Source organism: Mediterraneibacter glycyrrhizinilyticus (genome assembly GCF_015560805.1).
GTDB classification, from domain to species: Bacteria; Bacillota; Clostridia; order Lachnospirales; family Lachnospiraceae; genus Schaedlerella; species Schaedlerella glycyrrhizinilytica_A.
This window is the reverse complement of sequence record NZ_JADMSO010000008.1, coordinates 130079-143150: the sequence shown is the minus strand read 5'-3', so window position 1 is coordinate 143150 and position 13072 is coordinate 130079. Positions and strand designations below refer to the sequence as shown.

Here is a 13072-nt window from a genome sequence, read left to right as displayed (position 1 = left end):
TCCTTGATCTATGACTATCATATACTATTTATTGAAAATGGTCATGTTTATTTTGTACTATTTATATTCTAACATCATCCATCATCTCTGTGAACTACCACTCTTCACAGCGCCTCCTTTTTAAACCTCCAGAACCTCTGTCACATGTTTCTCGAATTGCTGATATTCTTCAACAAGCTCCAGAATTTCATACAGCTTTTCAAACTCGATATGTAAAATCGCACAGATTCTCCGAAGCGCATCATTTTCTCCGGGGGAATATATACCATCCGCATAAGCCAATACGACAAGCTGATAGATCAGTGCAAGCTTATTTGCGCGTCCATGAACATGACTCAGTACATCTCGAAGTTCCTTTCCCTCAAACAGTTCGTTTGATAAATGCGGGATCTTCTGCTCTATATTTTCCACATTCAATTTTTCTGCCAATTCCCGGATGACCCGGAGTTCTTCTTCTTTTTTTATCCCATCTATTTTTGCCACATACAACATTGCCTGAATATAACTTTATTTTTCTTTCTGTTTCATCTTTTTATTTCCTCCTGCCGTTCTTCTACAATTTCTTCCATGTCTTTCCGGATTTCCTTATCATCGACCGCCGATTCATGGATCAATATATCCAAATGTCTTTTGTCCTGTTCGGTAAACACTTTGTTTTTATCCGCTTTATACATCATCAGGCGAAAAATCCCACGCCGCACTTTCCCCTCCTTTTTGATATTACCGCGTTCCTTGATCCAGGCTATGAGAAGAACCGCTAATAATAAAATTCCGAGATATCCGAGAACAGGATACATAAAAGCAACCAGTTTTTTAAATCCGAAAAAGCTCAAGGCAAACGCGGTCAACACGATCAAAGGCATCAGTTTCCGAAAACGTGACTCCTTGTCTCCCGAAAGGCGTTTGGCAAGCGAATAACATGCGCTGAATCCTGTGTTGAAGATCATGCCGAAAATGACAAACGTCATCAAGAAACCAAGCGTCGGATGGATCAGCCCCAATAATTTTTGCATCGGAACATTTGCATCTGCGACAAGATCAATTCTGGAAACAAGAAGCAGCGCGATCAAAACTGTGATCATACCAGTAAAGAATCCACCTAAAATTCCGCCTTTCTTCGCGTTTTTCAATCCCATGATGCTCCCGCCGAGAACAAACAGCATTGACGTACTCGTCATCATGCAAAGGGCAAAATAATTTACTACCGATACATAAACATTCGGCAGGCTCGACTCGATCTCTTGACCGGTTTCCAGCATTTCTTTCCATGGGACCGGATCTCCGGTCAGGACAGTGAAAAATGCTGCCAAAATGATGAGCAGGATCATCGGTGTAAAAATTCCGAGTGCTCCGATCACTTGATCAAACTCCATATAACTTACTGCGAGGATCATTCCGGCACAGATCAACGACCCGATCCATGACGGAATCGAAAATTGCTGTCCGAGACTGGAACCAGCTCCCGCAATCATTACAAAGCTCAAAATAAAACAAGAAAATATCATCGAACCGTCCAGAATCCGACTGACGATCGGATGAGACACCTGTTCCAGAACATCGCTGTGATTTTGCGCCCGATAATAGGAACCCAGAGAAAGGATCATTTTTCCAAACAGCATATACAAGACTGCGATTATCACGATCCCCTCCATTCCAGCTCTGCCAAAACTGATAAAATACTGTACAAGTTCACGCCCGGATGCCAGTCCTGCTCCGGTCAGAATGCCCACATAGGCAAATGCAACCGATAAAATCTTTTTTCTTGAAACCAATTGTTCTTTTTCCATAATCCCTCTCTTTCCTGCCCTCAGTAAACAACGATGCTTCTGTCCGCCAAACGGTCTGATGCTTTGACTGATGAAATGACGGCAAAAAGCAGCCATATCACAAGGTATGACTGCTTTCCAAATTGCCTATTCAGAACTCATCCACGGAGACAAAAGTAGAAATTGATTTTCCGCTATATGTCTTACCCGTTATTTATTTTAGAGGAAATAAAAAAGAAAGCTACACTTTCGTATAAAGCTGGTGTTTCCTTACATAAATTTCCCATGATATACATGAGTTTCACAAATACTGCTTCACTGCCTCGACTGCAGCCGAGATCAAATTGATGATTCCCTTATTCATATCGCTGGATTTTTCAAATTCCAAACTTATGATAATCACAAAGACTCTAAGCCACCAAAAAGCAGAAATAATAAAAGAACCTGAAAATCATATTTTTCACATGACCTCCGGGTTCTTTCTTCCTCTTTATTCTCTTACCATTACTACTTTTATCTTTATCGCTTTTCCCTGCGCAGATCCAGCCACGCCGCCTCTTCTTTCGTCAACGGAATCTGAAGCGCTTCGATATTCTCTTTCATCCGCTCCGGCTTCGACGCGCTGACAACCGCAAATACATTCAGATCCTGATGGAAAATATACGCCATCGCAATCTGCGCGACCGTCGCTTGTTTTTCTGCTGCCAGAATTTCGCATCGTCTCAAACGTTCAAAATTTTCTTCACTTCCGTAACCTTTGATCGTCGGCGCATCCAAAAGTTCTGCGACCCGCTCCCAATCGGTGCTCTTCACCTTTCCTGCCAGCAAACCATGAGCGAGACTTGAATATGCAACTACCGGCATATTCTGTTTCCGATACCATTCCCGGGCTTCGACCTCTTTCGGTCCCGAAATCGTGACACATCCGCCGCCCCACGGATCACCTGCCTGGTCTGCCAGACCAAAATTCGGGCTGGAAACGGTAAATGGGATCAAGTTATGCTTATATGCGTATTCATTTGCCTGTTCGATCCGCTCATGAGTCCAGTTGGAACCTCCGAATGCACCGATTTTTCCCTCCGCGTGCATTCCGTTGAAGATTTCCACGATCTCACCGGTCTTCACATCCGGATCATCTCTGTGGAGCAGATAAATATCAAGAAAATCGGTCCTGAGCTCTTTTAAAGATGTTTCGAGATCTTCCCACATCGCCTTTTCATTTACCCGTTTCTCCCACGTCTTCAGATCCGGATGCCCGCATTTGGAAAGAATCACGATTTTTTCCCGCATATTCTTTTCTTCGATCCATTTGCCAAGTAACGTCTCCGACTGTCCATACACTCGTGCCGTATCAAATGCTGTGATTCCAGATCCGTAAACAAAATCCAATAATTCACTTCCGGCGCTTCCTTCCAAAGCCGACGACGTCGCCGTTCCGAAAAAAATACGGGATACCGGATTCTTTACATAAGCCATTTCTGCATACTTCATCTTCTCCACACTCCTCATCCTGCCTTCCTGCATTAAAAATAATTTAGAAACTCTTCTTTTCTTATTATAAAGAAAGCAAAGACAGTGTACAAGGAAAATCCGTCTGAATCTTTTCTATTTTTGCGGATTCTTTTTATTTCCGTTTTCACTCTGTTCTTCGAAAAAACGATCCACTTTTCCAAACATTCGATAGCCGCCCGCGAACAATACGACCATGATCAAAAATAATCCTGCATTTACCATAGTTCTTCCCTTCTTTCTCTGTCAGTATTATAGCAACGCAGGAATTAACATAAGCTTAAGGAATTTTTCTTCGTATTAAGAAGTTATAAAGTTTTTCCGTCTTCTTTATGTTTTCTTAATGTCACAGGAAATTTCTTTATACAGTTTTTAGGTTAAATCTTTTATATTGTATATGCCGTTAGAAAACAAACCAAAGAGGTGATTTTTATTATATCGATACACAATCTTCGGTGTCGGCTGCTCCAGCTCTCGCCGATGAAAATCATATTGATCGGATATTGTACCATTATCCTGATCGGCACGTTGCTGCTCGGTCTTCCGATCGCAACGAGAAATCCGGAAGACGCCAACTTTTTCACAGGATTTTTTACCGCTACAAGCGCTACCTGTGTGACCGGACTGATCCAGTTCGATACCTATACATACTGGTCGCCGTTTGGTCAGGCAGTGATCCTCGGACTGATCCAGATCGGCGGGATCGGCTTTATGACGCTCGGGATTTTTATTATGGTACTTGCAAAAGTAAAGATCGGACTGATTTCCCGTTCCCTGATGCAGAACTCTGTTTCCGCACCGCAGATCGGCGGGATCGTCAAGATGACACGTTTCATCCTGCGCGGAACGTTTTCCATCGAATTATTCGGCGCCATACTTCTGGCAATCTATTTCTGCCCGAAATACGGACTCGGAAAAGGAATCTGGTTTTCGATATTCCACAGTATTTCCGCATTTTGCAACGCGGGATTTGATCTGATGGGAACTGCCGAACCATTTTCATCGCTGACCGCGCAGGTCGGAAACTGGTATGTGAACCTGATCATCATGTCGCTGATCGTAGTCGGCGGACTCGGTTTTTTCGTGTGGCGGGACATTTTGAATACCCGTCTGCATTTTACAAAAATGCAGCTTCACACAAAACTGGTCCTAACAGTGACCGCATTTTTGATCATCAGCGGTTCCGTTCTTTTGTTCCTCTTTGAACATGGAACAGCTTCCTTTGAGGGTCTGACTTTATCGGAACAGATCGCGGCGTCTTCGTTCCAGTCCGTCAGCGCGAGAACTGCCGGATTCAATACGATCGATCTCGCTGCACTGACAGAAAGCGGTCGTTTCTTGATCATTATCCTGATGTTCATCGGCGCATCGCCGGGATCCACCGCCGGCGGAATCAAGACGACAACGTTTGCCGTGCTGGCGCTTTCCGTTGTCACCACATTCCGCAGCAGAAAATCAACCGAAGTTTTCGGGCGACGGCTGGAAGAAATGATCACCCGGAAAGCAACGTGTATTTTTATGCTGTACCTTTCGCTTTCCCTTTCCGTCAGCATGATCATCGCAAGGATTGAAAATATCGAGTTTCTCGACGCGTTGTTTGAAAGTGTTTCCGCGATCGCAACGGTCGGGCTTTCCACAGGCATTACACCGGGACTGTTGCCGCTTTCCCATTTTCTGCTTGCATTTTTGATGATCTTCGGACGCGTCGGTTCCCTGACGATGCTGCTCGCATTTGCATCCAAACGGAAACAAAACCTTTCGGCGCTGCCTTTGGAAAAAATACAGATTGGTTAGCAAATATTATAAGAATGAGGTAAACTGTCATGAAATCTATTTTAGTAATCGGACTCGGTCGTTTCGGACGGCATATGGTCGCGAAATTGTTGGAAGAAGGCAACTCCGTCCTTGCCATCGAAAAAAGTGAGGAACGCGCTGACAACGCGCTGGATATTATCAGCGACGTCCAGATCGCAGATGCCACCAATGAGATGGTCATCCGCTCTCTCGGCGTTTCCAACTTCGATCTCTGCGTTGTCGCGATCGAAGACAACTTTCAGAGCGCACTGGAGATCACGGTACTGTTAAAAGACTTCGGTGCAAAATATATCCTCGCCAGAGCAAGCCGGGATGTCCACCGGAAACTGCTTCTTCGAAACGGCGCAGATCATGTTGTGTATGCGGAGCGTGAAACCGCCGAACGTCTTGCGATCAAATATGGTTCAAAAAATATCTTCGACTATATCGAACTGACACCGGAGATGGCAATCTGCGAAGTCGCTGTTCCATCTGCATGGATCGGCAAAAGCATCGTTGAAAAATCCGTCCGTACAAGTTACAACATCAGTATCCTTGCAACCAAAAAAGGGGAGCAGGTATTTCCGCTTCCCCATCCGAATCATATTTTTACCAACGATGAAACTTTGATCATCATGGGCGATAAGTCCGTGATCCATTCTTTCACTTATTAAAATTTTACTTATCCGAAATCCGGAGCATGCGGTATCCGATCCCGACATGCGTCTGGATATAACGCGGCTGTGACGGCACCTCTTCGATCTTCTTCCGAAGAGTTGCCATGAACACCCGCAGCGACGCGATATTATTTTCCCATGCGCTGCCCCATATTTCTTTCGTGATGAATGTCGGAGTCAGTACTTTTTCTATATTCTTCGCCAACAGCACAAGCAGCCGGTATTCCGTGGAAGTCAGATGTATTTCCTTTTCTTTCAGCCAGACACATCCTGATACATAATCGATTTTCAGATCTCCATTGATAAATTCTGTTTCTTCCGGTTTCTGTTCCGCATTCTGATACTGCAGCCTGCGAAGCGCAACCCGAAGCCTTGCCAGCAGTTCCTCCACAAGAAACGGCTTTGTCAGATAATCGTCCGCCCCCAGATCCAGCGCCTCGATCTTATCTTTTGCCTCTCCTCTGGCACTGATCACAATGATCGGAACCTGTGACCAGGAACGCACCTTTTTGATGATCTCTGTTCCGTCCATATCCGGCAGCCCGAGATCCAAAAGGATCACATCCGGATTTCCGGATACCGCCTCCATGATCGCCTGTCCGCCGTTTTGAGCTGTATGAAATTGATAGTCCTGTGTTTCCAGTGTGGTCGTGATCAGATTGCGAACTGCCGGATCATCTTCCACTACAAGAATCTGTGGTCTGTTCATCCAATGTAACCTCCTCCGCTTTTAGCCTGAATGTAAAGATCGTTCCGTCCGTTTTCCCATCTTTCACACGGATCGTTCCTCCGTGTGCCTGTATGATCGCCTTGACAAGAAACAGTCCCAGACCAAGCCCTCTTCTGCTGTCTGATGCCTGTCCGGTTCCGGTATAGAACATATCAAAAATTTTCTCTTTCATTTCATCTGTGATGCCGTTTCCGTTATCACTGACCGAAACGCAGACCCATTCGCCTTTTTTCTCCGTCGTCACTTCGATTCGGGAACCGGGCGGCGTATATTTGACAGCATTATCCACCAGATTGATCACAACCTGCATGATCAGTCTGGAATCCATTTTTGCCAGCAGGATCTCATCGGACGGCTGAAATGTAATGATATGTTCCGTGCTTTTTCTTGTCAGATGCTTCAGCGCTTCCTCAACGACCTCGTCTACAAGTTCCACCTGCAGATTCAAATTCATCGTGCCGTCTTCAATTCTCGTGATCGACAGCAGATTTTCCACCAGACTGATCAGCCACATCGACGCCTCATAAATATCCGTATACAACTGCCGTCTCTTTGCCTGTTCCAAGCGGATCTCTTCACTGAGCAGAATATCCGCATTTCCGGAAATACTGGTAAGCGGCGTGCGCAGATCATGGGAGATCGAGCGCAGCAGATTCGCGCGGAGCTGTTCGTTCTTCGCTTTTGTCACCGCTTCCTCCCGCTTCCTGTTGAAATATTCTTTTTCCAGCGCCAGCGCGCATTCGCCGAGGATCGCCTGAAGAAAGTTCTCTTCCACTTCCGTCATCCTCTGTTTCTCACTGACGATCCCGATCACACCGTATGTCTTGTGTGTATTTCCAACCGGAAAATACATACAGTTCTGATCCGAACGCACCTCTCCATTTTGCTTAAGCACTTCCGCTGCCGCTTTATATTCCTGTTCGGATAAATACCGGTTCTCATCGATTTTCGGATTGACCGGATACAAGACCGGCGCTTTCAGTCCTTCTTTTGTATTCCGGTAAAAAATAGCCGTTCTGCCGAAAAGTTTTACAATCTGATTCGCCGTCTTTTCCAAAATCTCATCCACATCTTCGGCTTTCTGTAAGATCTGATTCGTCTCCAAAAGCATCTGTGTCCGCGCCGCCATCTTTGCTGAGATCTCCGCCTGCCTTTTTAACTGGATCGCCAGATTGCTCGCGATCAGCGCGGCCAGAAATGCGATCACAAAAGTGACCGGATAGCCGGACGCATAAGCCGCAAAAGAAAACCTTGGAACCGTAAAGAGAAAATTAAATAACAGCACGCTAAATACGGAGGCAAAAATACTCCACCCCCGGTTTGCCGTGATCGCTGCGATCACAAGAACTCCCAACACATAGACAATGATGATATTCTCCTCGGTAAATCCAAGTGACTGGAATAAAAACCCGATGCCCGTTGCAACCGCGAGAATCCCGGCCGTGATCAGACCGCTGTGCAGAAATTCATGTTTTACTTTCAACCGTTTCAAAGCCAACCGCATCTCCTTTATGTAAATTTTTTCACTGCTTAATGAAATATTATACCATCGGAATCCGGCTTCGTCATGCTTTTCGGATGAATTTTCTCTATTTTTCTCTCTATTCTGCTTTCACCATACAATATCCGATCCCGATATGGGTCCGGATACAACTGTTGGAGCTGTCCGCTTTTTCTATTTTCTTGCGGACTGTCGCAATATGCACCCGCAGGGATGCGATGTCCCCCTCCACGGAGCTGCCCCAGATTTCTTTCGTAATATAGGTGTTCGTCAGCACACGCCCGATATTTTTGGCAAGAAGGCAAAGTATCTTATATTCGATCGGTGTGACATGGATCTCCTGCTCCCTGACATAGATCGTCTGCATATTATAATCAATCTTCAGGCTGCCGTTCTGAAAAAACGGCTCAGGTTTTGCCGTATCACTCTGCATATACTGGATGCGGCGGAACGTCCCACGGATTCTTGCCAGAAGCTCCGCCGTTGAAAATGGTTTCGTCAGATAATCGTCCGCCCCCGCATCCAGCGCGTCGATCTTGTCTTTATCCTCACTTCTCGCACTGATGACCGTGATCGGGACCTGCGACCAGGAACGGATCTTTTTGATCACATCGATCCCGTCCATATCCGGCAGCCCCAGATCCAGCAGGATCAACGCCGGATAACAGGTTCCCGCCTCGATCAGCGCCTGTTTTCCGTTTCTTGCCACGTGACAGCGATATCCCTCCGCTTCCAGTGTCGTCGTGACAAGGTTACAGATCGCAGACTCATCTTCCACAACTAATATCACTTGGTTATTCATGAATCGCTACCTCCTCCAATGGCAATGTAAAATCAAACACGGAACCTTTCGGGTGATTATCATACACCCGTATCGTCCCACCGTGTGCCGTAACGATCGATCGGCACAGTGCCAGCCCAAGACCGAGACTTCTCCGCGAGTCCACGATTTTTTCATTTGCCATATAAAACATATCAAATATATGCTTTTTCTTTTCCTCTGAAATCCCGATCCCGCTGTCCGCGATCCGCACATGGACAAATTTCATTTCTGTTTCCGTTTCGATCGAGATCGTTCCGCCCGGCGGTGTATATTTGACTGCATTATCCAAAAGGTTGATAAACACCTGCAAGATCAGACGTGAGTCCACATTGACCAGAAGCACCTCGTCCGAAAGCTCTTTTTTGATCTCATATTCTTTACTCTTCCTGCTGATATGCTTCAGCGCCTCATCGATAATGTCTTCCAGAAGTTCCGCATGTTTCGTAAGCTGCATCGTTCCGTTTTCGATCCGTGTTGCGGAGAGCAGATTTTCCACCAGATTGATCATCCAAATCGCGTCCTCATAAATATAAGTGCAAGTCCGTTTCCGCTGTTCTTCATCCAGATGATTTTGCAGCAGGATATCCGCATTTCCGGAGATACTGGTCAGCGGCGTGCGCAGATCGTGGGAGATCGAGCGCAGCAGATTTGCCCGCAGCTGCTCATTTTTTGCTTTTGTCGCAGCCTCCGCCCGCTTCCTGTTATAATGTTCTTTTTCCAATGCCAGCGCACACTCTCCGAGGACCGAAAGAAGCAGATTTTGTTCCGCCGTCGTCAGCACCATTTCCCTGAGATCGATCCCGACCACACCATATACGTTATTCTTATTGCGGATCGTCAGATACAGGCAGACTGCGCCGCTTAATATGTCGGTTCCCGCGCCTGCACGCTTATGATTCCGAAATGCCCAGAGCGCGGTCTCCCGTTCCTCATCGGAAAAATATACCGACAGATCGTTCTCCTGCCCCGCCGGATACACGACCGGATTCTCCAGATTTTTTTTGTTTCTGCGGTAACAGACCACACTTCTTCCGAATAACTTGACGATCTGTCCGGCAGTCTCTTCCACGATTTCTTTTTCATTTACCGCCCGCTGGAGCATCTGGTTCGTCTCCAGCAGGATCTGGGTGCGGTACGCCATTTTATCGGAGCGTTCCGCCTGTCTTTTTAACTGCACCGCCAGATTCCCGACGATCATTGCTGCGATAAACGCAATGACAAAAGTCACCGGATACCCGGAACCATACGCCGAAAAAGAAAAACGGGGCACCGTGAACAGGTAATTAAACAAAAGGACGCTGAACAATGCCGCAAGACCGCTCCAAACGCGGCTTGCCGTCAATACGGCAACGATCATCGCTCCGAGCAGATACACGATGATGATATTTTCTTCTGAAAATCCCAGTGTATAAAATCCAAAACCGATCCCGGTCGCCGCAGCCAGGATCCCGGCTGTGATCAAAAAATCCCTCAGGCATTCTAGTTTCTTTTTCCGATTAAAAATCTGCATCGTTCTGCCTCACTCCATTTCTTTTTTGCATCCGTTTTTCATTATAACAAAAAGCAGATTAATATCAGATAAGAACCAGTCTGTTCGTATTAAGATTGTATAAAGAACTCAATCCAGAAATTTATCCTGTAATTTTACTCCAGTCTCATTGAGCATGGCGATCAAAAGTCCATATTTGAACTCCTGGATCTCCCGACGCTCTTCCAGCACCACTCCCATTACTCCTTTGACTTCCTCTTCATCCTGGATCGGCAGATACATCGCCTTTGCCGTCGGGAGCGTGTGCGTACATGCTCCGGCACGGTGCCGATTGGCGATCACCCACTGTACCACCGCTTTTTCCTGCGGATTTACATATTGCAGCAAGTCTTTCTTCTCTGCCCCCTGTCTCGGAAAAAGCAATGGTTTTTGCGGAAGTCCGTTCTTTGCGATCGGGTAGACGATCACGGAAAGATCCAGAAGCCTCTCGGACTGTGACGCGACTTGTTCCCAAACCTCCGCCTCGGATTTACAGCGCCTTAATTTTTGACTGTTTTCCAACAGGATCTCTGTCCGATATGCTTTCTTTGCGTTCTCTTTATTTTGCACTTTCAGTTTCCGCGTCATATTTGCCGTAAATAAACCGACGATGAACAACATAAGGAACGTTGCCGGATACCCTCGGTCATAAGCTTTCAACGACAAATACGGTTCGGTGAAAAAAAAGTTAAATGACAGCACGCCGAGCAGGGAAGAATACAGGGCATATAACCGGTTGTCCGCGATATAAGAGGACAGCAGGACTCCTAAAATGTAAATCATGATGATGTTGGATTCCGATAAATTCCACATCTGCATCCCATGTGCCGCCACTGTCGTCACTGCCATCACTGCGGTGATCCCCGCCAGATCCAACAGCACCGTTTTCCATCCGTTTTTTGGTTTGCAAAACATCACTTTTTTCGTTGTACGCTGCTCCGCTTTCATATCCGGGATCACATACACATCCGTATTCGGCGCAAGAACACTTAATTTTTCCAGAATTTCCGAACCGGGACGTTCCAGAAAAAAACGGTGGTTCGTTCTGCCGATCACAACTTTGGAGACGTTGCCGACGAGTGCATATTCTGCGATCTGCCTGCCCACATCTTCTCCGAATACCGTCACGATCTTTGCTCCCAGCGTCTTCGCAAGCTCTATATGCTGCCTCAGTTTTTCTTTTGTCTGGACATCTGCCTCCTGCATCGCCGACGTTTCCACATACAATCCGGTAAACTGGCAGCGGAATGCATACGCCAATCTCGCCGCCGCACGGATCACTTTCGCATTGGACTGTGCCGCTGAAATACAGACAAGGATATGCTCGCCCGTATGATAATCCAGTTCGCCTTGTACAGACCGTTCTTCTTCCGCAATATGTTTTACCCGTTCTGCCATACGCCGAAGCGTGATCTCCCGCAGTGCAGCCAGTTTTTCCCTGCGAAAAAAATGATCCAGCGCCCGCATCGCCTGCGTTTTTTTATAAATCTTTCCCTCTTTCATCCGGTCGATCAAGTCCTCTGGTTCGATGTCGATCACTTCCACCTGATCGGCATGATCAAACACGGAATCCGGGATCCGCTCGCGTACCCGGATCCGTGTGATATTTTCCACCACATCATTTAAGCTCTCCAGATGCTGGATATTGATCGTCGTATAAACATTGATCCCGGCTCTTAATAATTCCTGTACATCCTGATACCGCTTCTCATTTCTGCATCCATGCGCGTTGGTATGTGCCAGTTCATCTACAATGATCAGCTGCGGACGCCGGATCAGAGCGGCATCCAGATCAAATTCCCGCAGTTTCACCCCTTTATAGTCGATCTGCAGATAGGGAAGCGTCTCCAGCCCCTGCGCCAGTTTCATCGTGTCCGGACGGTCATGTGGCTCGATATATCCTGCCACCACATCCACGCCATGTGTTTTCGCATCATGCGCCGCCTCCAGCATTGTATATGTTTTCCCGCTTCCGGCAGCATAGCCGAGAAAAATTTTTAATTTTCCCCGGCTCTTTCTGCGTTTCATTTCTTCTTCATATTGTAATCTTTTTAAAAGCACTTCCGAATTCGGTCTTCCGTCTTCCATTTAGATCAATCCCATCTTTTCTGCAATTCCAAGGTTGCATTTCAAAACATTGACACGCGCTTCTCCGTAAATGCCAAGCACTTTTTCTTCGGTATTCTCCTTTACGATTTCCCGCACGGTCTCTTCCGACAATCCGGAATGTTCCGCCACCGCTTTGACCTGCACTTCCGCCGCTTCCGGGCTGATATGCGGATCCAGACCGGATCCGGACGCCGTCAGAAGATCCGACGGAACGTCTTCTTTTTTCACACCCGGATGCGTGGCAAGAAATTCATCCAGATCTTTCTCAATCCGTTCTTTCAATTCCGGATTCGAGTTGCCGTAGTTATAACTTCCGGATGATACGCCCGCATATTCCCCGTTTTCTTTCTGATCTTCGGTATAAGTATTATAATTGACCGAAGAAACCCTGCCTTTGAAAAAATAATCCTCGGTGAAATTCTGACCGACTAAAGCGGAACCGACGGCTTCCTCCGGATCCGCAGTCGAATTTCCGTTTTTATCGATCAGATTTCCGTTCGCTTTCTCTTTCATTGCCACCTGACTGATGCCGGTCAGCGCCAGCGGGTATGCAAACGAGCAAAGCAGCATCATGACTGCACAGAATACAAATGCTTTTCCGATTGACTTTCCTAGTTTTTTCATTTCAGATCCCT

General features: G+C 46.5%; 12 protein-coding genes. 2 read left to right on the top strand and 10 right to left on the bottom strand.

Features of this window, described 5'->3' with window-relative positions:
• Positions 1 to 120: 120 nt before the first annotated feature.
• The 4 genes from I2H87_RS09820 to I2H87_RS13910 form a co-directional block, all read right to left on the bottom strand.
• Complete coding sequence (locus I2H87_RS09820; RefSeq protein WP_195609838.1) at positions 121 to 483, bottom strand: TerB family tellurite resistance protein; 363 nt, start codon at positions 481 to 483, stop codon at positions 121 to 123.
• A gap of 41 nt (positions 484 to 524) precedes the next feature.
• Positions 525 to 1787 carry a YkvI family membrane protein gene (locus I2H87_RS09815; protein WP_195609837.1) on the bottom strand — a complete coding sequence of 421 codons (1263 nt, stop codon included), beginning with the start codon at positions 1785 to 1787 and terminating at the stop codon, positions 525 to 527.
• 498 nt (positions 1788 to 2285) lie between these two features.
• A complete protein-coding gene (locus I2H87_RS09810) occupies positions 2286 to 3257 on the bottom strand; it encodes an aldo/keto reductase (protein ID WP_195609836.1) in 972 nt (323 codons plus the stop codon).
• Between the two features lie 114 nt (positions 3258 to 3371).
• Positions 3372 to 3500 carry a hypothetical protein gene (locus I2H87_RS13910; RefSeq protein ID WP_022151226.1) on the bottom strand — a complete coding sequence of 43 codons (129 nt, stop codon included), beginning with the start codon at positions 3498 to 3500 and terminating at the stop codon, positions 3372 to 3374.
• Between the two features lie 255 nt (positions 3501 to 3755).
• Between I2H87_RS13910 and I2H87_RS09805 the strand changes: the two genes are divergently transcribed.
• Entirely contained in the window at positions 3756 to 5069 is a 1314-nt protein-coding gene (locus I2H87_RS09805; protein ID WP_009266178.1) for a TrkH family potassium uptake protein, read from the top strand.
• Between the two features lie 29 nt (positions 5070 to 5098).
• Positions 5099 to 5743 (top strand): potassium channel family protein, encoded by a 645-nt coding sequence (locus I2H87_RS09800; RefSeq protein WP_022151228.1) that lies wholly within the window; start codon positions 5099 to 5101, stop codon positions 5741 to 5743.
• A 4-nt stretch (positions 5744 to 5747) separates the two neighbouring features.
• Here the strand turns inward: I2H87_RS09800 and I2H87_RS09795 are convergent, their stop codons facing one another.
• The 6 genes from I2H87_RS09795 to kdpC form a co-directional block, all read right to left on the bottom strand.
• Entirely contained in the window at positions 5748 to 6455 is a 708-nt protein-coding gene (locus tag I2H87_RS09795) for a response regulator transcription factor (protein ID WP_022151229.1), read from the bottom strand.
• Entirely contained in the window at positions 6421 to 7968 is a 1548-nt protein-coding gene (locus I2H87_RS09790) for an ATP-binding protein (RefSeq protein ID WP_243273909.1), read from the bottom strand. Before I2H87_RS09790 ends, I2H87_RS09795 begins: the two co-directional genes overlap by 35 nt.
• Before the next feature lie 109 nt (positions 7969 to 8077).
• Positions 8078 to 8779, bottom strand: coding sequence for a response regulator (locus I2H87_RS09785; RefSeq protein WP_009266173.1), 702 nt, complete (start codon positions 8777 to 8779; stop codon positions 8078 to 8080).
• Positions 8772 to 10310 carry an ATP-binding protein gene (locus I2H87_RS09780; RefSeq protein ID WP_195609834.1) on the bottom strand — a complete coding sequence of 513 codons (1539 nt, stop codon included), beginning with the start codon at positions 10308 to 10310 and terminating at the stop codon, positions 8772 to 8774. Before I2H87_RS09780 ends, I2H87_RS09785 begins: the two co-directional genes overlap by 8 nt.
• Before the next feature lie 108 nt (positions 10311 to 10418).
• Positions 10419 to 12416, bottom strand: a complete 1998-nt coding sequence (locus I2H87_RS09775) for a DUF4118 domain-containing protein (protein WP_195609833.1) — start codon at positions 12414 to 12416, stop codon at positions 10419 to 10421.
• Positions 12417 to 13061: a potassium-transporting ATPase subunit KdpC gene (gene kdpC / locus I2H87_RS09770; protein ID WP_195609832.1), complete on the bottom strand. Its 645-nt coding sequence runs from the start codon at positions 13059 to 13061 to the stop codon at positions 12417 to 12419. It abuts the gene before it with no gap.
• Positions 13062 to 13072: the final 11 nt, after the last annotated feature.